This is a genomic window from Herbaspirillum sp. C9C3 (assembly GCF_013359625.1).
Classification (GTDB): Bacteria; Pseudomonadota; Gammaproteobacteria; order Burkholderiales; family Burkholderiaceae_D; genus Herbaspirillum.
The window spans coordinates 297,921-322,848 of sequence record NZ_JABFMQ010000002.1 but is presented as its reverse complement, the minus strand read 5'-3'; the positions used below and the strand labels follow the sequence as shown (position 1 = coordinate 322,848).

Here is a 24,928-nt window from a genome sequence, read left to right as displayed (position 1 = left end):
GGAGGGGGAGGAGAATGAGGGCATCCACATTTCCCGGTTTTTTTCTGGCTGAAAAACGCGGGAACGGGAAATGAAAAACGCGGGCGCCGCAAGCGCGCGGCGCCCCTGATCTCCCCGGACCCTGCCGGGGAAACCGGTGAACGCAAGATCCGATCAGTCGTACAGCACGGCCTTGATCTTGGGATCGTCGATGTTGCTCTTGTCGTACCAGTAGAAACCGGTATCGATGATCTTGGGCAGCTTCTCGCCCTTGATCGCCTTGACCGCCGCTTCCACGGTCTTGTAGCCGATGCCGACCGGGTTCTGGGTGATGGCGCCGGCCATGATGCCTTCGCGGATCGCATCCGTCTGCTGCTTGCCGGAGTCATAGCCGATGATGATGATCTTGCGCTTCATCTCCCTCACGCCATTGACCACGCCGATGGCCGAACCTTCGTTGGTACCGAAGATGCCCTTGATCTTGGGATAAGCCTGCAGGATGGACTTGGTCACTTCGGTGGACTTGAGCTGGTCGCCCGCGCCGTATTGCACGCTGACCACCTTGATCTTGGGATAGCTGGACTTGATGCGCTCCAGGAAACCATCGCGGCGGTCCACACCGGTACGGCTGGTCTGGTCGTGCGCGACCACGGCGACTTCACCTTCCTTGCCGATGAGCTCGGCCATCTTGTCGGCGGCCAGGGCCGCGGCGGCGCGGTTGTCAGTGGTGGCGGTGGTGACGGGGATGTCGCTGTCCACGCCCGAGTCAAAGGCCACCACCGGGATCTTGGCGGCTTGTGCCTTCTTCAGCAGGGGGATGGCGGCCTTGCTGTCCAGGGCGGCAAAGCCGATGGCCTGCGGCTTCTTGGCCAGGGCGGCGGAGAGCATGTCGATCTGCTTGTCGACCATGGCTTCGGTTTCCGGACCTTCGAAGGTGACCTTCACCTTCAGGTCGCGGCCGGCCTGGTCGGCACCGGCTTTGACGGCCTGCCAGAACTGGTGCTGGAAGCCCTTGGAAATGAGCGGCACATAGATTTCCTGCGCCTGCGCAGCCGAAGTGCCGACGGCGAAGGCCAGACCCAGGGCAGCGGCCAGTAACTTGTTCTTGAACACGGTACGTCTCCTTTTGTTATCGATGATGGAGTGCCGGAAATGGCGCTTCCGGCGGGGCTTGCGTTGCTACGTTTAAATCATGTCATGCGCTTGCGCCCCTGGCTCAGGCACGGCGGCGGCGCAGAATATCCAGATACACGGCCAGGATGATGATCACGCCGGTGACCACCGTCTGCCACTCCTGCGCCACCGACATGATGCGCAGGCCATTGACCAGCACGCTCATGATGAAGGCGCCGATGATGGTCCCCAGGATGGTGCCGGTACCGCCCGAGAGCGAGGTACCACCGATCACCACGGCGGCAATCGCATCGAGCTCGTAACCCTGGCCCAGAGCGGGCTGCGCCGAATTGAGGCGGGACGCGATGATGAGTCCGGCAATGCCGCAGATGGCCCCCGAGAAGGTGTAGACCGCCACCTTCCAGAAATCCACCTTCACGCCCGACAGACGCAGCGCTTCCTCGTTGCTGCCCAGCGCAAAGGTATAGCGGCCAAAGACGGTCTTGTTGAGGATGATGGAGGCGCCGATGGCCACGATGAAGAGGATCAGCACGGCGTTGGGAATCGGCAGCGAAGGGATCAGGTCGCCGATGAGCGAATCCTGGGCGATGGACGAGAAGCCCTCGGTATCGTTGAAATAGATCGGACGGGTACCGGAAATCACCAGGGACAGACCCTTCAACAACATCATCATGCCCAGCGTGGCGATGAAGGGCGGCACCTTGAGCTTGGCGATCACCATGCCCGAGACCCAGCCCGAGAGTGCGCCGAAGAAGATGGCCGCTGCGATGCCCAGCGGCAGCGGCATGCCCCAGTTGGTCAGCACCACGCCGGCCATGACGGCGCAGAAGGTCATCATGGTCCCCACCGAGAGGTCGATGCCGGAGGTGATGATGACGTAGGTACAGGCAATGGCCAGCACGCCGTTGACGGCGGTGGATTGCAGGATGCTGACCAGGTTGTCCACCTCCATGAAGTTGGGCGAGGCGAAGCTGAAGAACAGGATCATCAGCATCAGACTGGCAAAGGCCAGCAGTTTCTGGCGCGCCGCCGGGTTGAACAGGCGGGCGCGCAGGCCCGTGGGGGAAGCGTTGTTGGTCATGGTGGATGCGGAGGTGGCGGAGTGGATATTGTTTGCCATGATCGGTCTGTCTCTCTTGTAGGGTCTGGATGCGCGGCCGGTCTTGTTACGCCACGGCCGACACGCGCTGCGTGGCCAGCTGCATGATGTTTTCCTGCGTGGCCTCGGCGCGCGCGAGCTCACCGGTGATGCGGCCTTCGCACATGACCAGGATGCGGTGGCTCATGCGCAGCACCTCGGGCAGCTCGGAGGAAATCATCACGATGGCCTTGCCCTGTTCGGCCAGGGCATCGAGCAGTTTGTAGATCTCGCTCTTGGCGCCGATGTCGATGCCGCGCGTGGGTTCGTCGAAGAACAGGATGTCGCAGTCGCGCAGCAGCCACTTGGCGATCACGATCTTCTGCTGGTTGCCGCCCGAGAGCAGGCGCGCCTGCTGTTGCACCGAGGGTGTCTTGATGGCCAGCTGGCGCACGTAACCCTGCGCTGCGTCACGGATGGCACGCTGGTCCATGAAGCCCGCTCTGGTAAAACGTCCCATGCTGGAGAGCGCGATATTGGCCTGCACGTCCATGCCCACGGCCAAGCCGAAATGCTTGCGGTCTTCCGACAGATAACCGATGCCATGCGCGACCGCATCGGCGGGTTGGCGGATCACCGCCTTGCCGCCGTGGATGATGATCTCGCCCGACTCCAGCGGATCGGCACCGAAGATGGCGCGCGCCACTTCCGTGCGGCCCGCGCCCATGAGTCCGGCGAACCCGAGGATCTCGCCCCGGCGCAGCTTGAAGCTGACGTCACGGATGGCGCGACCACGATTCAAGCCGCGCACTTCCAGCACCACTTCATTGCCGGAAGTATCGGGCGGCATGCGCTGTTCGCCATCGAGGGCGCGGCCCACCATCATGGAGATGATGGTATCCATGGAGGTGCCCTGCATCGGCACGGTGGCGATGTACTTGCCATCGCGCATGACGCTGACGCGATCGGCGATCTGACGCAATTCGTCCATCTTGTGCGAGATGTAGACGATGCCCACGCCCTGCGCCTGCAGGTCGCGGATGATGCGGAAGAGCTCGGCGATCTCGGCATTGTTCAGAGCCGCCGTCGGTTCATCCATGATGAGCACGCGCGAATCGAAGGACAGCGCCTTGGCGATCTCCACCATCTGCTGGCGGGCCACGCTCAAGTCGCCCACCGGCGTGCGCGGGTCCATGTCCAGGCGCATGCGGGAGAAGATGGCGGCGGCCTGGCGGTTCAACTGGTCTTCATCGATGATGAGGCCGAAGCCCTTGCGCGGTTCGCGTCCGATGAAGATGTTCTGGGCGGCGGAAAGGTGGTTCATCAGGTTCAGTTCCTGATGGATGATGCCGATGCCCAGGGCCTGGGCCTGGCGCGGTTCGCGGATGTCCACCGGCTTGCCGTCAAGCAGGATGTCGCCGCTGTCACGCTGATAGACGCCGGAGAGGATCTTCATCAATGTGGACTTGCCGGCGCCGTTCTCGCCCATCAGGGCGTGGACCTCGCCGGCCACCAGTTCGAACTGGCAATTATCCAGCGCCAGCACGCCCGGAAAGCGCTTGCTGACATTGCGCAGGGCGATCACCGGTGTGGCCGATGCCGTCGCCGCTACGCGGGCTTGTGTCTCGTGTTCTTGCTGCATGCTCACCTCGGATGTGGATGCACTGCTGGCCGGATTGGCTCCTGACCATCGTTTGCACGACTCTGCGGTCGCTGTTTTTCGGTGCTGCCTGAATGGCGTACTGCTTACTCTACCGTCTTGCGAAAAACCTGGAAAGCCATTGACTGGCCCTCACCGGAGCTTGCCGTCGCGCACACTCAATCCTGCTGCGCGGCCAGGTCGAAGATGCGGGTCATGGGCACCCATTTCTCTCCGGCCGGGGTCCATGGCGTGGGCGCCTGGAAGCGCCACATCAGTTCTTCCCACGCGCGGACCCTGGGGTCGCTCTGGCTGGCCTGCGCCATGGCGGCGGCATCGAAGACGGCGTCGTCGGTTTCCATCACCATCACCATGCGTGTACCCAGGCGATAGATGTCCATGCCGGTTACGCCCTGCCGGTGCAGATGCGTGGCGATCTCGGGCCAGATGCGGCGGTGATGCTGTTCATACTCGGCGATGAGCGCGGGGTCATCCTTGAGATCCAGGGCCAGAACGGTACGCATGGCGGCCTCAGGTCAGGGCGCGGTCGAGATGGGTATAGCCCCCATCGACGAAGACCCATTGCCCGGTGGTATGCGAGGAACGTCCCGAGAGCAGGAACACCGCCATGTCGGCCATTTCCTCGGAGGTGGTGAAACGCTTGCCCAGCGGGATCTTGCTGGTGATGGCATCGAGTTTCTCCTGGGGCTGCTCGAAGGTGGCGATCCATTTCTCGTAGAGCGGGGTCATCACTTCGGCAGGGATGAGGGCATTGACGCGCACGCCATCATCGCGCAGAGCGGCGGCCCATTCGCGCGTGAGCGACAATTGCGCGCCCTTCGATGCGCAATAGCCGCTGGTATTGCCCTGCCCCGTGACGGCCGTCTTGGAGGAGACATTGAGGATGGCACCGCGCGTGGCCTTGAGGTGGGGCACGCAATAATGCGCCATCACGTAATAGTGGATCAGGTTACGCTCCAGCGAGGCGACAAATTCATTGCGCCCGGCATCCAGACCCACACTGTCATTGACCCCGGCATTGTTGACCAGGCCATCGAGACGGCCGAAGCGCCGCACGGTCTCGGCAACGGCCTCGCCGCAGGCTGCCTCGTCCTGCAATTCCAGCTGGAACAGGGCGGCAAGCGGCTGCAGACCGGTCAGGCGGCTCCAGAACTGCGGCTCTGGTGCGCTGCGCGCAAACACCACGGGAATGGCGCCCTCGGCCGCCAGCTGCAGGCTGATCGCTCCGCCGATGCCGGAGGCGCCACCGGTCACGATGACTACCTTCTCTTGCAGGTTCAAATCCACATCAGTCTCCGTTTTCGTTCTTTTCGTTCATCTTGCAATGGCAATGTCTGCCTTAATCCCGGAAGCGGTACTGCTCCAGTGAAGCAGGCTTCATTTCGATCGAAAACCCCGGCAAGGCGGGCGGCATGTAGGCCGCGTTGCGGATCACGCAGGGATCGACGAAGTGCTCGTGCAGGTGGTCCACGTATTCGGTCACGCGCCCGTCCTTGCTGCCGGAAATGCAGAGGTAGTCGATCATCGACAGGTGCTGCACATATTCGCACAGGCCCACGCCACCGGCATGCGGGCAGACGACCTTGCCGTACTTGGCGGCCATGAGCATGACGGCCAGGATTTCATTGACGCCGCCCAGGCGACAGGAGTCGATCTGCACCACATCGATGGCATCGCGCATGATGAACTGCTTGAAGAGCACGCGGTTCTGGCACATCTCGCCGGTAGCGACCTTGACCGCACCGATGCCCGCGCGGATCTTGCGATGGCCTTCCACGTCATCCGGGCTGGTCGGTTCCTCGATGAACCACGGTTGCGCGAAGGCCAGTTGATTGACCCAGTCGATGGCCTGATCCACTTCCCAGACCTGATTGGCATCGATCATCAGATTACGCTCCGGCCCCAACACTTCACGGGCGATGCGCACGCGCCGCTTGTCGTCTTCGAGATCGCGGCCAACCTTGAGCTTGACGTAGTTGAAGCCCTGGTCGACGGCTTCCTGGCACAGTCGCCGCAGCTTGGCGTCGTCATAGCCGAGCCATCCGGCCGAGGTGGTGTAGCAGGGATAGCCGTCCTGTTCCAGCGTGCGCAGGCGCTCGGCCTTGCCGGCCTCTTTTGCGCGCAGCAGCGCCAGCGCTTCGTCCGGGGTGATGCAATCGGTGATGTAGCGGAAGTCGATGGTGCGCACCAGCTCCTCGGGCGTCATGTCGGCCACCAGTTTCCACACCGGCTTGCCGACCGCCTTGGCCCACAGGTCCCAGGCGGCATTGACCACCGCGCCGGTAGCCAGGTGGATGGCCCCCTTGTCCGGACCGATCCAGCGCAGCTGACTGTCGGAGGTGACATGGCGCCAGAAGCGCCCCATGTCGGCGGCAATCCAGTCCAGCTCCAGGCCCACCACCAGGTGCTCCATGGCACGGATGGCGGCGCAGCAGATCTCGTTGCCACGGCCGATGGTGAAGGTCAGGCCGTGACCCTTGAGTTGTTCATTGTCGGTGTCGAGGATGACATAGGCGGCCGAATAATCCGGATCCGGATTCATCGCATCGGACCCATCCAGCGATTGCGAAGTAGGAAAGCGCACGTCCAGCACGCGCAGGGCAGTGATCTTGGTCATCAGTCTCTAACGTGGATGCCGGGGCGCCAAGGGGCTGCCGTCGGCCGGGCGGTCCGTGGCGGACGGCCCAGGGTGATCGTCTCCGGGGCCGGGCCCCTTTTTTGATTTCTCTCACAAATAAAATTTCATTTCATCTGTGAGTGACAGAGCATAACCCCGATTATCCTCCCAATGCAGGGCTGTCCCGATGAAGTTTCCGCGCGGATCGATATCGATTTCGTGATGACGATGCCGCATCAAGAGGTCATTCATGAAAATTTATTTTACAAATAAAATGGTTTTTTCATCAAAATCCCCTACAATCCGGCCCCATCAACCGCCCGCTTTTGCGATCTTGCGACCATTGCACCAGAACGCCATGCCCAGAACCCGGAAACTCCATCCCGCCGAAGCCCCTGCCGTGCAGACCGCCGCCGACCACGAGGAGGAAAGCGCCAGTGGCAAGACGCGCTACGCCGCGCCGGCGCTGGACAAGGGCCTGGACATCCTGGAGTTGCTGAGCCGCTCGGAGCAGATGCTGACCCTGAACCAGATTTCCCGGCAACTGGGGCGCAGCGTCAACGAGATCTTCCGCATGGTGGTCACGCTGGAACAGCGCGGCTATCTGGTGGCCGACAACGACCATTACCGGCTCTCGCTGAAACTGTTTGAACTGGCGCACCATCATCAACCGATCCGCTCGCTGGTCAGCACTGCCCTGCCCCACATGCGCGAGCTGGCCAATCGCTCGATGCAGTCGACCCATCTGACGGTCTATGAAGCCGGTCGGGTGATCGTGGTGGCACAGGTCGACAGTCCCGAGCGCTGGGCCTTCGGACTGAAGGTCGGTGCGCTGGTGAGCCTGACCGATACCGCCTCGGGCCATGTGCTGCTGGCGTTTCGCGACCAGGCCGAGCGCGCCAGCATGCTGGCTGCGCACGTGCGCATGGATGGTGAACAGGAAATCGAGACGGCGCAGTTGATGCGCCAGATCGAGGACACGCGCAAACGCGGTCACTCGCGCATGGAAAGCCGCCAGATCCGGGGGGTGGTCAACCTGTCCTATCCGGTCATGGGCGCCAACGACCGTATGCTGGCGGCCCTGAACGTGCCCTATATCGAACGCATCGACAAGAAGGTCAATCCCAGCCTGGACGAGGTGCAAGGCATCGTCCAGGAAATCTCGGCGCGGCTGTCGCGGCTGATGGGGGATTCAAGTTTCGGGTCCTGAGGACGGACCCGAGGCAAGGCCTCAGCCGGCGAAGCGCACTTCCGGCAGGCCGCGCACACCAGGCAACGGCACGCTGAACAAGGCACCGGCCAGCTTGTCTTGGGCGCGTTGTCCGGCGCTCATGCCTTCGTGGGCGGTGGTCACGAACAGGGTAGCAAAGTCGGCACCGCCGAACGCCACGCAGGACGGCTGTGCGGTGGGCACCTCGATGATGCGGTCGATCCTGCCGTCAGGGGCAAACCGCACCACGCGCGCACCACCCCACTGGGCGTTCCAGACGTAACCATCGGCGTCGACGGTGGAACCATCGGGGCCACCCGGCTGCCCGGACAGATCGGCGAAGAGGCGCGCATTGGAGACGGCGCCGCTGTCGGTGTCGTAGTCACACACCATGATCTTGCCGGCCATGGAGTCGCAGTGATACATCAGCCTGCCATCGAGGCTGAAGCAGATGCTGTTGGAAATGGCGATACCAGGCAGGGCCAGGCGTTCCAGGCTCAGGTCGGCATTCAAGCGATAGAAGCTGGCGATGGGCGCGCGGCCGGCGTCTTCATTCAAGGTCCCGAAAACGAAACGGCCCTGGCGGTCGCAGCGGCCATCGTTGAGGCGCGTGGTCGGCAGATCGCCTTCGATGCGGCAGATCGGACTGATGCTGCCGGTGTTCAGGTCGAAGAAGGCCAGGCGCGATTCCAGTCCGATCAGAAGACGCTGCGCTTCGGCCGTGAAGGCAAAGCAGCACAGGCGTTCCGGCATGCCCCAGCTGCGCGTGGCACCACTGGCCGGATCATGGTTCCACAAGCGGGATGCGTGGATATCGGTCCAGAAGACCGTCTGCGAGCGCTCGCACCAGAGCACTCCTTCGCCCAGTTCATGATGTCCGTCAACCAGCAATTGCGCATTCATCGGGGTTCCGCCTGCAAATCAAATAAATGAAAAAATGAAAAAAAATGAAATAAATTAAATAAACAATATAGATAGTTTGAATGGCGCAATCAACCATGCACCACCAAGACAAAAAAGGGTGGGCTTGCGCCCACCCTCAACTACATCAAGACCACCTCAGGAAGGATTACAGATACTGCTGTTCGTTACATCAGAACGAGTGGGCGATACCGAAGTAACCACCGGTCTGCTTCAAGCCGGAAACGCCGTTGTCGGCACCGTTTTCCAGGACGTGACCAGCGCCAGTGCCGTTACGCACGGTGCCCACGTCGACGTACAGCAGGGTACGCTTGGACAGGAAGTAGTTCACGCCAGCCATGTACAGGTTGGCCGTGCCGCCGCCATTGCCCACGCCGGAAGAACTGACCGAAGCGTTGTTGGCATTGACGTGGAACCAGGAAGCGACCAGTTGCAGTTGCGAGGTCACGTCATAGTTGGCGCCGATCCAGTACTGGTTGGCACGGCTCGGGGCACCTGCCGCGGCATTGGGCGCACGCAGGTTTTCGTAGCCGACGAACATCTTGAGCTTGTCGATCTTGTAGGTACCGCCCAGGATCAGTTCCTTGGAGTGGCTCCAGACGTTGGTGTAGTCGCCGTTGGAATCACGGATCACGTCATAGATGGCGCGCAGTTCCAGGCCGTTCTTCTGGTAGGCCACCGAGATGCCGTCCTTGCGACCATCGCTGTTGCCGCCAGCAGCAGAGTTGCTGTTGCCGCCGTTGAACGAACCGGCCTTTTCACCCAGGCTGGTCTGCAGATTGACGGTGAAACCAGCCATGTCGGGGCTGTTGTACTCGATGATGTTGGAAGCACCCGGCCAGTTGCGGCCGTTGACCAGGGTCACGGTACCGATGGCTTGCTGGCCGGTCGGATCCAGATACCAGATGTCATTGTTGATGAACAGGTTCTTGCCGAACTTGATGGAACCGGCGGTGGCCGAGGACAGACCGACGTAGGAACGACGGTTGAACAGGGCATTGTTGCTGGTGTCGGTGCCGTTGAGGGCGCCCTTGGTCGAATTGAAACCGGATTCGATCAGGAAGAAGGCATTGTTACCGCCGCCCAGGTCTTCCGTGCCCTTGAAGCCGATCATGCTGGTGCCCCATTGATTGTTGGCGGCGCTCCACTTGGAACCTTGACCGTTGGTACCGGCATTGGTCTGGAAGTCGACACCGGCCACGACACGGCCGTAAATGGTGACACTGCTTTGCGCCTGCGCCTGTGCCGAGAACGCTCCCATGAGCGCCAGCGCGCACAGGGTCTTTGCTCCAATAAAGGATGGCTTCACTTGCTTCATGAATAGTCTCCGTGGATATTGCCGTTTAAAATTTTTTTCGTCGGTGGGCTTGGCCGTGCAGCGTTGCACTTCAGACCCCTGGGTCCTGACGGACCCCTGACAGTCTCCCAACTTGTTGTTTTGATGCTGCCCGACCGTCTTCTCTTTCATCCCGTAGCTGCGCTGGTTGTCTCCTGTACAGCCCGGAATGTGGCTAGATACTAAGTATTCAGTTCATGTCTTTCCAATGAAATCTTTAGCAATTCCGATATGCGATTTGATATCATCAATTCCTAATAAAAAACGATTGATAAAATTTAGAACCCATTTCGTAAATAGGCGTGAGTGCCTATTTACGAAATGGGTTCTAAAAACCGTCCCCGGAGACTTATGAAAAACAGTGACCCGAACTGGTTTCTGCGGGCGCGATTGAAGACCCGTCAGCTGCTTCTGCTGATCGCTCTCGACGACACCCGCAACATCCACCGCGCCGCCAGCGAGCTGAACATGACGCAGCCGGCTGCTTCCAAGCAACTCAAGGACCTCGAGGACATGCTGGGCGTGTCCCTGTTCGAGCGCCTGCCGCGCGGCATGCGGCCCACCATCTATGGCGAGGCCATGATCCGCCATGCGCGCATGGCCCTGACCAGCCTGTCCAAGGCGCATGAAGACATCGTGGCCCTGAAATCGGGCCTCTCCGGCCAGGTCGACGTGGGCGTGATCCTCTCGCCGGGCATGGCTCTGCTGCCTCCGGCCATCGCACGGGTCAAGGAACAGGCGCCGATGTTGCGCATCGGCGTAGAAGTGGAAAGCAGCAACATCCTGCTCTCGCGCCTGCTGCACGGGGAGCTGGACTTCATCATCGGTCGCATCCTGGACGAAGAAGCCCGTGGCGGCCTGCTCTATGAAGAGCTGGCCGACGAGCCGGTGTGCGCCGTGGCCCGCGTGGGCCATCCCTTCCACACCCGTACTGACCTGAGCCTGGCTGACCTGGCCAGCGAAGCCTGGATCATGGCGCCCAAGGGCAGCATCCTGCGGGCACGCTGCGACCAGATGTTCCGTGAGCAAGGCCTGGCGCCGCCCTCCAACGTGGTCGACACCACCGCCATCCTCTTCATCACCAGCCTGTTGCAGCAGACCGATTTCATCTACGCAATGCCCACCGAAGTGGCACGCTACTACACCCAGGCACGCCTGATGGATATCCTGCCCATCGAACTGCCCTGCCGCATGGCCGGCTTCGGCATCATCACGCGCCAGGACAACCTGCTCTCGCCCGGGGCCAACCTGGTCCTGCAGGCGATCCGCGAAGTGGCGAAGATGATTTACTGATTCCCCCGCCTGCCCGGGCATGTGCCATGCCGGGGTCGGTTTGCTGCGCCGAGTTTTATTAAGAAATGTAAGGTAACGTAAGACTCTCTGAAATCGGGCGACAACGCGGCACCAAAAACAAAATCACACCGCAAAAAAACTTTAAAAAACGCGGCTAAAAAACAACACCCCACGCGCGCAAAAAACTAAGTTTTTTCAAGCTGTCATACAGCTTTTTCCGGAAACTCTCCAGGTTACCTCCCGCTTCCAAACTCTTTTAGCGTTTGCGCAAAATTTGCGCAAAAAAAAAGAGTCGCCATTGGGCGACTCTTTCTGGTCCGCAGCGCAGGCGCGCATCGTCAAACCTGTCACACCCAACCGGCGTCGACGATGAATTCCTGCGCGGTGCACATGGCGCTATCGTCGGCGGCCAGGAACAGCACCATGCGCGCCAGGTGCCAGGGCAGCAGATCGCCCTGCAGGCACTGGTTGCGGGCAATCGCCTTCTTGCCCTCTTCATCCAGCCACAGCTTGATTTGGCGTTCGGTCATGACCCAGCCCGGTGTCACGGTATTGACGCGGATCTTGTGCGGGCCGAGGTCGCGCGCCAGGCCGCGTGTCAGGCCCAGAGTCGAGGCCTTGGCCGTGGTGTAGACCGGGAAGCCGCCACTGGACTGATGCCAGCTGATGGAGCTGAAGTTGATGATGGAACCGCCGCCACGGCGCTTCATGCCTTCCACCACCGACTGCACCGCAAAGAAGGACGGACGCTGGTTGATGGCAATGCGATCGTTCCAATACTCCAGCGTCACTTCTTCCAGCGTGTGACGCTGGTCATTGGCGGCATTGTTGACCAGCACGTCGAAGTCGCCCAGTTGCGCTTGCAGCTCGGCGATGGTGGCCTGGAAGGCCGGGATGTCACGCAGGTCGCATTGACGGAACAGCGGCTTGGGGTGACCGGCCGCCGCCACGTCATTGCACAGCGCTTCGCTGGCCTCGGTGGCGATATCGACGAAGGCCACGTGCGCACCTTGTTGCGCAAACGCTTCGACAATGGCCGCACCGATGCCGGTGCCGCCGCCGGTGATGAAGACGCGCTTGCCCTTCAGGCTGGGGAAGTGCGCCAGTTGTACGTTCTGGGGAGTAGTGCTCATGAAGTGTCCTTGCTGGTCGGTGCGCGCACAAGGCGCGACACCGGCATCACGATGAAGGGAGGAAGATCAGTGCGAATGCTTGGGCACGGCAGCACCACGGCAGCCGACCAGGAAGTCGAAGTCGCAACCTTCGTCAGCCTGCAGCACGCGGTCCACATACAGGGACTGGTAGCCGCCGACCATCTCGGGCTTGCGTTCGGCCAGCAGCTTGGCGCGCTCGGCCAGGCGGCGCTGCATCTCTTCTTCGCTGATGTCCAGCTGCAGCTTGCCTGCGTAGGCATCCAGCTCGATGAAGTCGCCATCCTGGACGATGCCCAGCGGGCCGCCGGCGGCGGCTTCCGGCGCCACGTGCAGGATCACGGTGCCATAGGCGGTGCCGCTCATGCGCGCGTCCGAAATGCGGACCATATCCTTCACGCCGGTGGCCAGCACCTTGGGCGGCAAGCCCATGTTGCCCACTTCGGCCATGCCGGGGTAACCCTTGGGGCCGACGTTCTTCATCACCAGCACGCAGCTGGCATCGACGTCCAGATCGGGATCGTTGATGCGTTCCTTGTAATGAGCGAAGTCCTCGAAGACCACCGCGCGGCCGCGATGCTTCATCAGTTCAGGGGTGGCTGCCGAGGGCTTCAGGACCGCACCGCGCGGCGCCAGGTTGCCGCGCAGGATGCAGATGCCGCCGTCTTCGATGAGTGGCTTGGCCAGCGGGCGCACCACTTCATCGTTGTAGATCGGGGCGTCCTTGACGTTGTCCCACATGGTCTGGCCGTTGACGGTCAGGGCATCCTTGTGCGGCAGCAGGTCGGCTTCGCCCAGGCGGCGCAACACGGCAGGCAGGCCGCCGGCATAGTAGAACTCTTCCATCAGGTAGCGACCGGAGGGTTGCAGATCGACGATGGTCGGGGTGCCACGTCCGATGCGGGTCCAGTCTTCCAGTTCCAGATCCACGCCGATGCGGCCGGCGATGGCCTTGAGGTGGATCACCGCATTGGTGGAGCCGCCGATGGCGGCATTGGTGCGGATGGCATTCTCGAAAGCCTTGCGGGTCAGGATCTTGGACAGGGTCAGGCCTTCCCAGACCATGTCGACGATGCGCATGCCGGAGAGGTGCGCGAGAACATAGCGGCGCGCATCGACGGCGGGGATCGCCGCATTGTGCGGCAGCGACACGCCCAGCGACTCGGCCATGCAGGCCATGGTCGAGGCGGTGCCCATGGTGTTGCAGGTACCGGCCGAACGCGACATGCCCGCTTCAGCGGCCATGAAGTCGTGGATGGTGATTTCACCGGCCTTGACCTGTTCCGACAACTGCCAGACCACGGTGCCCGACCCGATATCGCGGCCCTGGTGCTTGCCGTTCAACATCGGACCACCGGTCACGACGATGGCCGGCACGTCACAGCTGGCCGCGCCCATCAGCAGGGCCGGGGTGGTCTTGTCGCAGCCGGTGAGCAGCACCACGGCGTCGATGGGATTGCCACGGATCGATTCTTCCACGTCCATGCTGGCCAGGTTGCGAGTCAGCATGGCGGTGGGGCGCAGGTTGGATTCGCCGTTGGAGAACACCGGGAACTCCACCGGGAAGCCACCGGCTTCGATGATGCCGCGGCGCACATGTTCGGCGATCTTGCGGAAGTGGGCATTGCAGGGCGTCAGTTCCGACCAGGTGTTGCAGATGCCGATGACTGGCTTGCCCTGGAACTCATGGTCGGGGATGCCCTGGTTCTTCATCCAGCTGCGGTACATGAAACCATTCTTGTCGGCGGTACCGAACCAGCCGGCCGAGCGCAGGGTGCGGCTCTTGTCTTTTTTGTCGCTACTCATTGTTGAATTCCTGAATGACAGAAAACGAAGGATCTGGAAAACCGCTTGCTGCCGAATGCAAAAGGCGGGCGCCAGGCCCGCCTTGCTTGATCCGGATTACTTGTTCTTGTTGTAGACGTCGAAGCACACGGCCATCAGCAGGACCAGGCCCTTGATCATCTGCTGGTAGTCGATGCCGATGCCCATGATGGACATGCCATTGTTCATCACGCCCATGATGAAGGCGCCGATGACTGCGCCCATGACCTTGCCCACGCCGCCCGAGGCCGATGCGCCGCCGATGAAGCAGGCCGCGATCACGTCCAGCTCGAAGCCCAGGCCAGCCTTGGGAGTAGCGGTGTTCAGACGTGCCGCGAAGATCAGACCGGCCAGTCCCGCCAGCACGCCCATGTTGACGAAGGTGAAGAAGGACACGCGTTCGGTCTTGATACCCGACAGCTTGGCCGCCTTTTCATTGCCGCCCACGGCATAGACGCGACGGCCCAGGGTGGTGCGGCTGGTGACGAAGGTATAGAAGACCATCAGCGCGAACATGATGATGAGCACGTTGGGCATGCCGCGATAGGTCGACAGCAGATAGCTGAAGGCGATGATGGCCGCAGCAAAGACACCATTCTTGAGCAGGAAGAACGCCGCCGGTTCATCTTCCATACCGTGCTTGGTCTGTTTGCGGCGGCCATGCAGCTTGACCAGGATCAGCACCACGGCCGCGACCACGCCCACCACCAGCGACGTGGTACGGAAGGTGGTGCTGCCGGTCAGCTCGGGAATGAAGCCCGAGGACAGCATCTGGAAAGTCTGCGGGAAGGGGCCCAGGGATTGACCCTGCAGCAGCGCCAGTGCCATGCCCTTGAAGACCAGCATGCCGGCCAGGGTGACGATGAAGGACGGGATCTTGAAGTAGGCGATCCAGTAACCCTGCGCCGCGCCGATCAAGCCACCGGCGATCAGGCAGACGATGGAGGCCGGCACGAAGCCCCAGCCGTAGTTCACCATCAGCACGGCGGCCAGTGCGCCGACCAGACCCACCACCGAGCCCACTGACAGGTCAATGTGGCCGGCCACGATCACCATCAGCATGCCCAGCGCCATGATGACGATGTAGCTGTTCTGCAGGACCAGGTTGGTCAGGTTCAGCGGACGCATCAGCGTGCCGTCGGTCATGATCTGGAAGAAGGCCATGATGGCCACCAGCGACATCAGCATGCCGTATTCGCGCATGTTGTTCTTCAGGAAGCTGCCGTAATCCTTCTTCTCGACGGCGCCGCTGGCGACGGCCGGTTTCTTGCTCATGTCAATGCTCTCCATTGTCTTGCTCCTCGGGTGCTCTCTGGTCTTGATGGACTTTATGGGTGTTGCCGCCGGTTTGGCTCCGGCTTGATGGTTTGCGTTCAGGCAGCCTGGGACAGGCCCGGGTCATCGATGCGCTTGTTGCGCATGATGGCGCGCATGATGTTTTCCTGCGTGGCCTCGGCCTTGGGCAGGTGGCCCACGAACTGGCCTTCGTTCATCACGTAGATGCGGTCGCACATGCCCAGCAGTTCCGGCATTTCCGAGGAGATCATGATGATGCACTTGCCCTCGGCGGCCAGCTTGCTGATGATGTTGTAGATCTCGAACTTGGCGCCCACGTCGATGCCGCGCGTAGGTTCATCCAGGATCAGCACTTCCGGCTGCGAGAACAGCCACTTCGACAGCACCACCTTCTGCTGATTGCCGCCGGAGAGGTTGACCACTTTCTGCAGCACGCTGGAACAGCGGATGCGCATCTGTTGCTTGAAATCGGCCGCGATCTTGTACTCGCGCGCCTCGTCGATGACGGTGCGCTCGGACACGCCGCCCAGATTGGCCAGCGAGATGTTCTTCTTGATGTCTTCTTCCAGCACCAGGCCATCACCCTTGCGGTCTTCGGTGACGTAGGCGATGCCCTTGGCGATGGCCTTCTCGATGGTGGACAGGTCCGCTTCCTTGCCATGCAGGAAGGCCTGGCCGGTAATCTTCTTGCCGTAGGCACGGCCAAAGATGCTCTTGGCCAGTTCGGTACGACCGGCGCCCATGAGCCCGGCAATACCGACGATCTCGCCGGCGCGCACGGTCATGTTGACGTCCTTGATGGCCAGGCGATCCGAGTGCAGCGGGTGATGCACTCGCCAGTCGCGCACTTCGAAGATGACCTCGCCGATCTGTGGATCGCGCTGCGGATAGCGGTCGGCCATCTCGCGGCCCACCATGTGCTGAATGATGCGGTCTTCGCTGATCGGCTCGGCGCGGCAGTCGAAGGTATCGACGGTGGTGCCGTCGCGCAGCACGGTGATGGAATCGGCGACCTTGGAAATCTCGTTGAGCTTGTGCGAAATGAGGATCGAGGCAATGCCCTGGCGCTTCAGTTCCAGCAGCAGTTCCAGCAGGGCATCGGAGTCGCTTTCATTGAGGCTGGCGGTGGGCTCGTCCAGGATCAGCAGCTTGACTTCCTTGGAGAGCGCCTTGGCGATCTCGATCAGCTGCTGCTTGCCCACGCCCAGGTCGCCGACCTTGGTCAGGGGTGACTCCTTCAGGCCGACCTTGGCCAGCAGTTCCTTGGCGCGCACGTAGGAGTGCTCCCAGTCGATGACGCCGCCACTGGCTTGCTCGTTGCCCAGGAACAGGTTTTCCATCACCGACAGCAGAGGCACCAGGGCCAGCTCCTGGTGGATGATGATGATGCCCAGGTGTTCGCTGTCGCGAATATCCTTGAAGGCACGCACCTCACCTTTGTAGACGATGTCGCCGGAATAGCTGCCGTGCGGGTACACACCCGAAAGCACCTTCATCAGCGTGGATTTGCCGGCGCCGTTCTCGCCGACGATCGCATGGATCTCGCCTTCGCGCACTGCCAGGTTGACGTTGTTCAACGCCTTCACACCCGGGAAGCTCTTTTCGATGCCGCGCATTTCCAGAATGTTGCTCATGATGCTGACCTCTCTTTTGCCGGTCTTGCGTGGGTGACGTAGCCGGACTTGCCTGTCTCGTTTGCGTTGCACGGGGGCAAGCGCAACGCTGAAAGAATTAGTCCCGCACAGAGCGGGACCATGCTGTTCTTCTTGCCTGCTTCTGCTTGTTGTTCTTGTCGGGTACGGCGGTGACACACTCTTGCCACGCGCGGCAGCGTCATTGACGCTGCCGCCCGCGTATTACCTCAAACGATTACTTCAGTTGCGCTTCGGTGTAGTAGCCGCTGCCCACCAGGATCTGCTTCCAGTTCGACTTGTCGACCACGACCGGCTTCAACAGGTAGGACGGCACGACCTTCACGCCGTTGTTGTAGGTCTTGGTATCGTTGATCTGGGGCTGCTTGCCGCCCATGAGTGCATCGACCATACCAACGGTGACCTTGGCCAGTTCGCGGGTGTCCTTGAAGATGGTGGAATACTGCTCGCCACGGATGATGGACTTGACCGAAGGAATTTCGGCATCCTGACCCGAGACATACGGGAACGGCTGTTGCGGAGTACCGTAGCCCACGCCGCGCAGCGAGGACAGGATACCGATGGACAGGCCGTCATACGGGGACAGCACGGCGTTGACCTTGGCATTGGTGTAGTAGGCCGACAGCAGGTTGTCCATACGGGCCTGGGCGGTTGCCGGATCCCAGCGCAGGGTCGCGACCTTGTCCATGCCCATCTGCTTGGAACGCACCACCAGCTTGCCGCTGTCGATGTAGGGCTTCAGGACCGACATGGCGCCGTTGTAGAAGAAGAAGGCGTTGTTGTCGTCCGAGGAACCGCCGAACAGTTCGATGTTGAACGGGCCCTTGCCTTCCTTCAGGCCCAGAGCCTTTTCCAGCGACTGCGCCTGCAGCACGCCGACCTGGAAGTTGTCGAAGGTGGCGTAGTAGTCGACGTTCTTGGAACCACGGATCAGGCGGTCATAGGCGATGACCTTGACGCCCTTGTCGGCGGCCTTCTGCAGCACGTCGGTCAGGGTGGTGCCGTCGATGGCGGCGATCACCAGCACCTTGGCGCCCTTGGTCAGCATGTTCTCAATCTGGGACAGCTGGTTGGGGATGTCGTCTTCGGCGTATTGCAGGTCGGTCTGGTAGCCCTTTTCCTTGAGGACCTTGACCATGTTGTTGCCGTCGGCAATCCAGCGGGCCGAAGACTTGGTGGGCATGGCCACACCGACCAGTGCCTTGCTCTGCGCGCTCACCTGTGCGCTGATGGACATCAGGGTCACACCCAGGCCGAGGGCGATACCGCTCAATACGGATTTGATTTTCATGCTTCGAGTCTCCAGTCTCATTGTTGGAATGGCGTGTTGTAGTTATCTAAAACAGCGCCGCTATTTCTGATGAATGTCATGCAGAGCAACTGTTTTGCGGGCTCTACATTAATTGCTTTACCAATACATTTCTAATGATTTTTTGAGCGTAATGGATATGTTTTTCGGTATAACTCCCTCTATGTAAAGTTATCTTAATTAAGCTTAAAAAATCCCGCCTAAGCCCCGGCTGGCGCGGCTTTCGCCGATCCGGCCGGTTTGCCGCGCAGGGCTCCCAGAGAAATGACGCGCTGTGCGACACAAAAGACGAACAACAGCGCGCCGATGAAGATCCTGGTCCACCAGGAACTGAGGCTGCCATCGAAGGCAATGAGGGTCTGGATCACGCCAAGGATGAGTACGCCGGTCAGTGTTCCGGCCACGTAACCATAGCCGCCGGTGAGCAGGGTCCCGCCGATGACCACGGCCGCAATCGCATCGAGCTCCACACCTTGTGCATGCAGCCCGTATCCCGAGAGCATGTAGAAGGAAAACAGCAAGCCGGCCACCGATGCGCAGAAGCCGCTGAAGGCATACACCAGAACCTTGGTGCGTCCCACCGGCAAGCCCATCAGCAGAGCTGACTGCTCGCTGCCACCGATGGCATAGACGGCACGACCGAAGCGGGTGCCATGTGCCATCCAGATCGCCACGGCCAGCACCAGCAACGCGATGACCACGCTGGGAGAAATGAACAGACCGGCGAACTCGATCCGCGTCTGCGACAACGTGACGAACAGCGGATCATCGATGGTGATGGAATTGATGCTGATGAGGTAGCACAGCCCGCGCGCCAGGAACATCCCGGCCAGCGTGACGATGAAGGCTTGCAGCCGGAAGTAATGGATCAGCGCCCCCATGGCTGCGCCAAAGCCGGCGCCCATGAGCAACACGGTAGCCATCACCAGCAGCGGCGGCCAGTGCCAGTTCTGCAGCAGGAAAGCCGCCACCATCGTGGTCAGTGCCAGCACCGAGCCGACCGAGAGATCGATGCCGCCGGAGAGGATGACGAAGGTCATGCCGATGGCCACCACCAAGAGGAAGGCATTGTCGATCAAGAGATTGAGCATCACCTGGGGCGACAGGAAACCATCATAGCCCATCGCCCCGACTACCAGCATGAGCACCAGCAACACCACCGTGACCATGGACGTGAACCACGGCGCGTGCGAAGCACGCCGCAAGAAAGAAACAGGCATCATGATTTGGACATCCTCAACATGCGGCGGAACTCCGGCGACTGCGACAGGCAGACCAGGAACACCACGATGGACTTGACCACCATATTGACTTCAGGCGGCACGCCCAGCGAATAGATCGTATAGGTCAGCGTCTGGATGATGAGCGCGCCGATGACGCTGCCCACCAGGCTGAACTTGCCCCCGGCCAGCGACGTGCCGCCCAGGGTGACGGCGAGGATCGCATCGAGCTCCAGCAACAGGCCGGCGTTGTTGGCGTCGGCACTCTTGATGTTGGAGGCGATCATCAGTCCGGCCAGCCCGGCACAGGCGCTGCAGAACATGTAGACAAAGAAGATCAGCGCAGCGGTACGGATACCGGCCAGGCGCGAGGCCACCGGATTGATGCCGACCGACTGGATGAACAGGCCCAGCGCAGTCTTCTTCATCAACAGCGCCAGCAGCAGGAACATGGCCGCGGCGATATAGAGCGAGAACGGCAGTCCGAACAGATAGCCGCCCCCCAGGAAGAAGAAGGGCTTGTAATACACCGTCACGATCTGACCATCCGTAAACAACTGCGCCAGCCCGCGTCCGGCCACCATCAGGATCAGCGTGGCGATGATGGGTTGCAGCCCGAGACCGGCCACCAGCAGGCCGTTCCATGCGCCACACAGCAGCGCCGCCGCCATCGCCGCGCACAGTGCCCACACCATCGGCACGTTGCTGACGTATTCAGGGACGCCATTGACCACCACCATCTTGCCGCCGATGAGAACGGCCGCGACCGCACCGGAGATGGCCACTACCGCCCCCACCGAAATGTCGACGCCGCGCGTGGCGATGACCAGGGTCATGCCCAGCGCCGCCAGCATCAGCGGTGCGGCGCGGTTGATGATGTCGATGACCGCGCCATAGAGGTGGCCATCCTTGATCTCCAGCCGGAAGAAGCCGGGCACCATCAGAAAATCGATCAGCAGCAGCAAGGCCAGCGCCGCCAGCGGACGCATCAGCGGATGACGCAGCAGTACCGCGAAGACCGGCGCGCTGCCGGTGGCGGCGCTGTCGGGAATGAGTTTGGAATCCATGGATGCACTCATGCGGCCTCTCCCGCGATTACCTGCAAGACCGACTGCTCGTCGAGCTCGCCGCGCCGATACTGGCCGCAGGCACGGCGGTCGCGCAGCACCAGCATACGGTCGCTGCAGCGCAGGACCTCGGGGATTTCCGAGGAAATGAAAAGAATAGCCTTGCCCTTGCGACACATGGCGATGACGAAATCCATGATCTCCTGCTTGGCGCGCACGTCGATACCGCGCGTGGGTTCATCCAGGATCAGCATGCCCGGATCGGTGGCCAGCCAGCGCGCCAGCAAGGCTTTCTGCTGGTTGCCGCCGGAGAGCAGGCCGATGGGGGTTTCCAGGTCGGCGGTCTTGATGCCCAGCCACCTGACGTAATCTGATGCGATCTGGTTCTGGCGCTTGCGCGGCAGCACCCGGAACAGACCCTGGCTTGCCTGCAACGCCAGGATGATGTTCTCGCGCACGGACAATTCGAGGATCGCACCTTCCTTCTTGCGGTCTTCCGAACAAAAACCGATGCCCGCCGCAATCGCATCGCGCGGCACGTTGAACTTCACGCTGCGGCCCTCGACGCGCAGTTCTCCGCAATCGGCGCGGTCGGCACCGAACAGCAGGCGCGCCATCTCGGTCCGTCCTGAACCGAGCAGACCGCACAGACCGAACACTTCACCGCGCCGCAATTCCAGATCCTGCGGGGCCAGTACGCCGTGGCGGCCAAAGCCATCGGCCTGCAGAAAGACCTCGCCCTTGCCGGATTCATCGCCCGACAGTTCCGCGGCCAGGGCCTCGGCACCGGCGTCGACCTGACGATGATCGACCGCGCTCACGCCCACCATCTTGTTGACCAGCTCCAGTCGCGACAGGTCAGCAACCAGATACTCGCCCTCGCGCACGCCATTGCGCAGTACGGTGATGCGATCCGATATGTCATAAGTCTGGTCCAGGAAGTGCGTGACGAAAAGAATCGCCATGCCCTGTTCGCGCAGGCGGCGCAGCACCTTGAACAGTTGCTGGACCTCGGCATCATCAAGACTGGAAGTCGGTTCATCCAGGATCAATACCTTGGCCGAAACCGAGAGGGCGCGAGAGATTGCCACCATCTGCTGGATCGCCAGCGGATAGGAAGACAATTGCGCGCCCACATCGATATCGATCTGCAACTGCTGCAGCAGCTGCCTGGATTGCGCATGTACGCTTTTCCAATCGATGCGCCCGAAGCGGCGCGGATAGCGGCCCACGAAGATATTCTCTGCCACCGACAGGTTGGGACACAGGTTGACTTCCTGATAGACCGTGCTGATACCCAGCGACTGCGCCTCCAGGGTGGAGGCCGGCGCAATGGCGCGGCCATCCAGTTCAATCCTGCCTTGATCGGGTTCGTGCACGCCGGTGAGCACCTTGATCAGCGTGGACTTGCCTGCGCCATTCTGTCCCATCAGGGTATGGACTTCCCCCGGGAACAGCCGCAAGCCGACATCGGTGAGCGCCTTCACGCCCGCAAATGCCTTGTGGATACCGCTCAATTCCAGCATGGGACGCGCCTGCGCCCCGACAGACATCGTCATCGCAACTCCATCAGAACCATCGGAACCCCGATGCAGGGCCGCTGCGCAAGCAGCGCCCGGCATCAGGCCAAACCAGCACGGCGCGCGCCCTGGAAGCTCCAGTGCGCGCGTCGGGCCGTCATGCCGCGATCAGTACTTGCGGTTGGGGAATTCCTTGGCGGCCACTTCGGCCGGGAAAACGCCTTCCACGGTGGTGATGCGCTTGGGGACTTCCTTGCCTGCCTTGATGTCCTTGGCCACCTGCATCAGTTGCGGGCCCAGCAGCGGGCTGCATTCCACGGTCACATTGAGCTTGCCGGCCATCATGGCTTCGAAGGCGCCCTTGACGCCATCGATGGAGATGATGGTGATGTCCTTGCCGGGCTTGAGACCTGCCTCTTCGATGGCCTGGATGGCGCCGATGGCCATGTCGTCGTTGTGGGCGAAGAGCACATTGATCTTCTTGCCCTCAGCCTTGAGGAAGGCTTCCATCACTTCCTTGCCCTTGGCGCGGGTGAAGTCGCCGGTCTGCGAACGGATGATCTTCAGACGCGGTTCGCTCTTGATGACTTCCTCGAAGCCAGCCTTGCGATCGATGGCCGGGGCCGAACCCACGGTACCCTGCAATTCCACGATGTTGATGTCACCGGCCGGCATGGACTTGGCCTTTTCCAGCAGCCAGCGGCCGGCGCGACGTCCTTCCTCCACGAAGTCCGAACCGATGAAGGTGACATAGAGCGACTTGTCGCTGACATTGACGGCGCGGTCGGTCAGGATCACCGGGATCTTGGCAGCCTTGGCCTCACGCAGCACGGTTTCCCAGCCCGATTCCACCACCGGGGAGAAGGCGATCACGTCGACCTTTTGCGCGATGAAGGAGCGGATCGCCTTGACCTGGTTTTCCTGCTTCTGCTGGGCGTCGGCGAATTTCAGGTTGACACCGGCCGCCTTGGCGGCCTCCTTGATCGATACGGTATTGGCGGTGCGCCATTCACTTTCGGCACCCACCTGCGAGAAGCCCATGGTCAGTGGTTTGTCGGCGGCAAAGGCCGAGAAGCTCACGGCGCTGCTGCCCAGGCTCATGCAAATGGCTGCGCCCAGAAGCGCTCTTCTCTTCGAGTTCATTGTCAGTCTCCGTTGGCAGGGAATTGTGGACTTCCCTTTTTTCTATGCGTGGGGTGCGCTGCGCCGCAATGCGTTTGATTTGTAGGTATGAATTGGAAGCGGCGCGGTGCGGTTGGAATCGCGGACAGCCCTGATCGCCCTTGATTCGCGCTCAATATTAGGCAAGCGACCAATCCGTATCCAATGAATTTTTAATGTTTCTCGATATCGTTTCGCACATCGTTGGAAGCAACCGGTCTCTTCGTGAGGCGTACCGGGGCACGCAGGCCGGTCGTTTTGCTTGCCGGCATGCGGCGCGCATTTTTGATATCGTTTGCGATGTTTTTTTCATTATTCCCTATCGGAGTGCAGTGATAGGATCAGCCAGATTTTTTTTGAAGCGCACTGCATGAAGACCGGGCGCGAACCCACGTGAACCGACTCCCTCTTCCTGCCGACGACTTCAGACAGCCCCAAGAGGGACGACGCGTTGGACAACGCGTCCCTGTGCCGACGATGCACGCAGCACTCCATAACAAGATACGAGACACCATGCCATCCCGAGCAAGCGATGCCCAACCCGCAGGCGCCCAGGGGCTGCCGGAAATCCATACCCTGCAATCGGGGCGCCAGCGTCTGCACGTGCTGCCAGCGCTAGGCGGCGCACTGGCCGGCTGGGAATGGCAGCGTGAGCGCAAGTGGCTGCCGCTGCTGCGCCCTTGGAGTGCCGACCCGGCCAAACTGTACGCGACCGCGTGCTTCCCGCTGCTGCCCTGGTCCAATCGCATCACCGGCGGCGGCTTCGAGTTCAATGGCAAGCATTACCCGCTGGCACCCAACCGCGCCGGCGAACCCTATCCCATCCACGGCGACAGCTGGCGCCAGGCGTGGTCCATCGTGGCCCAGGCCGAGGACCGCATGACCCTGGAACTGGACTCGGATCGCTGTGACGGCAACCCTTATGTCTATCGTGCGCGCCAGGTGCTGACCCTGCGCGAGAATGCGCTGGAAATCGAACTGCGCGTGACCAACACCGGCGACGAGACCCTGCCCTACGGTCTGGGCCTGCATCCGTATTTCCTGCATGACGCACAAACCCGCCTGCAATTCCGCTCGCGCGGGGTGTGGCTGTCGGGACCGGATCGCATCCCGACGGCTTTCTCGCGTGAACTGCCGGCCGACTGGGACTACAATCGCGCCGCATCGCTGCAGGGCGGCCTGATCGACAATTGCTTCGAGGGCTGGGATGGCCTGGCCATGATCGAAGATCCCACGCGCGGCCTGCGCCTGCAGATGCACACCACGGATCGCAGCGGCTATGTGCTGATGTTTCGCCCCAATGGCCTGCCGTATTTCTGCCTGGAGCCGGTCACGCATCCCATCGATGCCTTCCACCTGCCCAAGCAACCCGGCCTGATCGCCCTGGCCCCGGGTGAGGACATGGTACTGCTGACCCGCTTCACGGTCTGCGAGATCGCCCAGGACCCGGTGCAGGGCACTCCCCGACAAACGAGCCTTGCGCGCTGACGCGCCCTCATG

General features: G+C 61.4%; 20 protein-coding genes. 3 read left to right on the top strand and 17 right to left on the bottom strand.

Annotated elements, in window-relative coordinates; all coding sequences use genetic code 11:
- Nucleotides 1–153: 153 nt before the first annotated feature.
- From HNO82_RS03670 to HNO82_RS03645, 6 genes are all read right to left on the bottom strand, one after another.
- Nucleotides 154–1,092, bottom strand: coding sequence for an ABC transporter substrate-binding protein (locus HNO82_RS03670; RefSeq protein WP_008326152.1), 939 nt, complete (start codon nt 1,090–1,092; stop codon nt 154–156).
- 103 nt (nt 1,093–1,195) lie between these two features.
- Nucleotides 1,196–2,194: an ABC transporter permease gene (locus HNO82_RS03665; RefSeq protein WP_369770080.1), complete on the bottom strand. Its 999-nt coding sequence runs from the start codon at nt 2,192–2,194 to the stop codon at nt 1,196–1,198.
- 85 nt (nt 2,195–2,279) lie between these two features.
- Entirely contained in the window at nt 2,280–3,833 is a 1,554-nt protein-coding gene (locus tag HNO82_RS03660; protein WP_175342784.1) for a sugar ABC transporter ATP-binding protein, read from the bottom strand.
- Between the two features lie 176 nt (nt 3,834–4,009).
- Entirely contained in the window at nt 4,010–4,354 is a 345-nt protein-coding gene (locus tag HNO82_RS03655) for an L-rhamnose mutarotase (protein WP_175342783.1), read from the bottom strand.
- A 7-nt stretch (nt 4,355–4,361) separates the two neighbouring features.
- Nucleotides 4,362–5,138 carry an SDR family oxidoreductase gene (locus HNO82_RS03650; RefSeq protein ID WP_175342782.1) on the bottom strand — a complete coding sequence of 259 codons (777 nt, stop codon included), beginning with the start codon at nt 5,136–5,138 and terminating at the stop codon, nt 4,362–4,364.
- A gap of 52 nt (nt 5,139–5,190) precedes the next feature.
- Nucleotides 5,191–6,468, bottom strand: a complete 1,278-nt coding sequence (locus HNO82_RS03645) for an L-fuconate dehydratase (RefSeq protein WP_175342781.1) — start codon at nt 6,466–6,468, stop codon at nt 5,191–5,193.
- A 358-nt stretch (nt 6,469–6,826) separates the two neighbouring features.
- Between HNO82_RS03645 and HNO82_RS03640 the strand changes: the two genes are divergently transcribed.
- Entirely contained in the window at nt 6,827–7,678 is an 852-nt protein-coding gene (locus HNO82_RS03640; RefSeq protein ID WP_175342780.1) for an IclR family transcriptional regulator, read from the top strand.
- A 21-nt stretch (nt 7,679–7,699) separates the two neighbouring features.
- Here the strand turns inward: HNO82_RS03640 and HNO82_RS03635 are convergent, their stop codons facing one another.
- Both HNO82_RS03635 and HNO82_RS03630 read right to left on the bottom strand, forming a co-directional pair.
- The gene (locus HNO82_RS03635; RefSeq protein WP_008326095.1) at nt 7,700–8,581 is read right to left on the bottom strand and encodes an SMP-30/gluconolactonase/LRE family protein; all 882 of its coding nucleotides are present in this window, start codon (nt 8,579–8,581) and stop codon (nt 7,700–7,702) included.
- A 190-nt stretch (nt 8,582–8,771) separates the two neighbouring features.
- Complete coding sequence (locus HNO82_RS03630; RefSeq protein WP_008326091.1) at nt 8,772–9,917, bottom strand: porin; 1,146 nt, start codon at nt 9,915–9,917, stop codon at nt 8,772–8,774.
- Between the two features lie 369 nt (nt 9,918–10,286).
- On the opposite strand from HNO82_RS03630, the gene HNO82_RS03625 reads away from it, so the two are divergent.
- Nucleotides 10,287–11,228 (top strand): LysR family transcriptional regulator, encoded by a 942-nt coding sequence (locus HNO82_RS03625; protein WP_008326088.1) that lies wholly within the window; start codon nt 10,287–10,289, stop codon nt 11,226–11,228.
- 347 nt (nt 11,229–11,575) lie between these two features.
- On the opposite strand, the gene HNO82_RS03620 is transcribed toward HNO82_RS03625, so the two are convergent.
- From HNO82_RS03620 to HNO82_RS03580, 9 genes are all read right to left on the bottom strand, one after another.
- Complete coding sequence (locus HNO82_RS03620) at nt 11,576–12,361, bottom strand: SDR family NAD(P)-dependent oxidoreductase (RefSeq protein ID WP_175342779.1); 786 nt, start codon at nt 12,359–12,361, stop codon at nt 11,576–11,578.
- A 66-nt stretch (nt 12,362–12,427) separates the two neighbouring features.
- Complete coding sequence (locus HNO82_RS03615; protein WP_008326085.1) at nt 12,428–14,185, bottom strand: IlvD/Edd family dehydratase; 1,758 nt, start codon at nt 14,183–14,185, stop codon at nt 12,428–12,430.
- A 96-nt stretch (nt 14,186–14,281) separates the two neighbouring features.
- Nucleotides 14,282–15,493 carry a multiple monosaccharide ABC transporter permease gene (gene mmsB / locus HNO82_RS03610; protein WP_175342778.1) on the bottom strand — a complete coding sequence of 404 codons (1,212 nt, stop codon included), beginning with the start codon at nt 15,491–15,493 and terminating at the stop codon, nt 14,282–14,284.
- An 83-nt stretch (nt 15,494–15,576) separates the two neighbouring features.
- The gene (mmsA, locus tag HNO82_RS03605; RefSeq protein WP_175342777.1) at nt 15,577–17,133 is read right to left on the bottom strand and encodes a multiple monosaccharide ABC transporter ATP-binding protein; all 1,557 of its coding nucleotides are present in this window, start codon (nt 17,131–17,133) and stop codon (nt 15,577–15,579) included.
- Between the two features lie 235 nt (nt 17,134–17,368).
- Nucleotides 17,369–18,442 carry a multiple monosaccharide ABC transporter substrate-binding protein gene (gene chvE / locus HNO82_RS03600; RefSeq protein WP_175342776.1) on the bottom strand — a complete coding sequence of 358 codons (1,074 nt, stop codon included), beginning with the start codon at nt 18,440–18,442 and terminating at the stop codon, nt 17,369–17,371.
- 218 nt (nt 18,443–18,660) lie between these two features.
- The gene (yjfF, locus tag HNO82_RS03595) at nt 18,661–19,683 is read right to left on the bottom strand and encodes a galactofuranose ABC transporter, permease protein YjfF (RefSeq protein WP_175342775.1); all 1,023 of its coding nucleotides are present in this window, start codon (nt 19,681–19,683) and stop codon (nt 18,661–18,663) included.
- Nucleotides 19,680–20,759, bottom strand: coding sequence for an ABC transporter permease (locus HNO82_RS03590; protein WP_034349819.1), 1,080 nt, complete (start codon nt 20,757–20,759; stop codon nt 19,680–19,682). The genes yjfF and HNO82_RS03590 overlap by 4 nt, the downstream gene beginning before the upstream one ends.
- Nucleotides 20,756–22,306: a sugar ABC transporter ATP-binding protein gene (locus HNO82_RS03585; RefSeq protein WP_175342774.1), complete on the bottom strand. Its 1,551-nt coding sequence runs from the start codon at nt 22,304–22,306 to the stop codon at nt 20,756–20,758. The genes HNO82_RS03590 and HNO82_RS03585 overlap by 4 nt, the downstream gene beginning before the upstream one ends.
- A 129-nt stretch (nt 22,307–22,435) precedes the next feature.
- A complete protein-coding gene (locus HNO82_RS03580) occupies nt 22,436–23,410 on the bottom strand; it encodes an ABC transporter substrate-binding protein (protein WP_008326073.1) in 975 nt (324 codons plus the stop codon).
- 531 nt (nt 23,411–23,941) lie between these two features.
- On the opposite strand from HNO82_RS03580, the gene HNO82_RS03575 reads away from it, so the two are divergent.
- The gene (locus HNO82_RS03575; RefSeq protein WP_008326071.1) at nt 23,942–24,916 is read left to right on the top strand and encodes an aldose 1-epimerase; all 975 of its coding nucleotides are present in this window, start codon (nt 23,942–23,944) and stop codon (nt 24,914–24,916) included.
- The last annotated feature ends 12 nt before the right edge of the window (nt 24,917–24,928 follow it).

Bases quoted from the DNA above. Each gene is read 5' to 3' on its own strand.
- HNO82_RS03665 (WP_369770080.1), bottom strand. From the start codon at position 2,194: ATGACCAACAACGCTTCCCCCACGGGCCTGCGCGCCCGCCTGTTCAAC.
- HNO82_RS03660 (WP_175342784.1), bottom strand. From the start codon at position 3,833: ATGCAGCAAGAACACGAGACACAAGCCCGCGTAGCGGCGACGGCATCG.
- HNO82_RS03655 (WP_175342783.1), bottom strand. From the start codon at position 4,354: ATGCGTACCGTTCTGGCCCTGGATCTCAAGGATGACCCCGCGCTCATC.
- HNO82_RS03645 (WP_175342781.1), bottom strand. From the start codon at position 6,468: ATGACCAAGATCACTGCCCTGCGCGTGCTGGACGTGCGCTTTCCTACT.
- HNO82_RS03640 (WP_175342780.1), top strand. From the start codon at position 6,827: ATGCCCAGAACCCGGAAACTCCATCCCGCCGAAGCCCCTGCCGTGCAG.
- HNO82_RS03635 (WP_008326095.1), bottom strand. From the start codon at position 8,581: ATGAATGCGCAATTGCTGGTTGACGGACATCATGAACTGGGCGAAGGA.
- HNO82_RS03630 (WP_008326091.1), bottom strand. From the start codon at position 9,917: ATGAAGCAAGTGAAGCCATCCTTTATTGGAGCAAAGACCCTGTGCGCG.
- HNO82_RS03625 (WP_008326088.1), top strand. From the start codon at position 10,287: ATGAAAAACAGTGACCCGAACTGGTTTCTGCGGGCGCGATTGAAGACC.
- HNO82_RS03620 (WP_175342779.1), bottom strand. From the start codon at position 12,361: ATGAGCACTACTCCCCAGAACGTACAACTGGCGCACTTCCCCAGCCTG.
- HNO82_RS03615 (WP_008326085.1), bottom strand. From the start codon at position 14,185: ATGAGTAGCGACAAAAAAGACAAGAGCCGCACCCTGCGCTCGGCCGGC.
- mmsB (WP_175342778.1), bottom strand. From the start codon at position 15,493: ATGGAGAGCATTGACATGAGCAAGAAACCGGCCGTCGCCAGCGGCGCC.
- mmsA (WP_175342777.1), bottom strand. From the start codon at position 17,133: ATGAGCAACATTCTGGAAATGCGCGGCATCGAAAAGAGCTTCCCGGGT.
- chvE (WP_175342776.1), bottom strand. From the start codon at position 18,442: ATGAAAATCAAATCCGTATTGAGCGGTATCGCCCTCGGCCTGGGTGTG.
- yjfF (WP_175342775.1), bottom strand. From the start codon at position 19,683: ATGATGCCTGTTTCTTTCTTGCGGCGTGCTTCGCACGCGCCGTGGTTC.
- HNO82_RS03590 (WP_034349819.1), bottom strand. From the start codon at position 20,759: ATGAGTGCATCCATGGATTCCAAACTCATTCCCGACAGCGCCGCCACC.
- HNO82_RS03585 (WP_175342774.1), bottom strand. From the start codon at position 22,306: ATGACGATGTCTGTCGGGGCGCAGGCGCGTCCCATGCTGGAATTGAGC.
- HNO82_RS03580 (WP_008326073.1), bottom strand. From the start codon at position 23,410: ATGAACTCGAAGAGAAGAGCGCTTCTGGGCGCAGCCATTTGCATGAGC.
- HNO82_RS03575 (WP_008326071.1), top strand. From the start codon at position 23,942: ATGCCATCCCGAGCAAGCGATGCCCAACCCGCAGGCGCCCAGGGGCTG.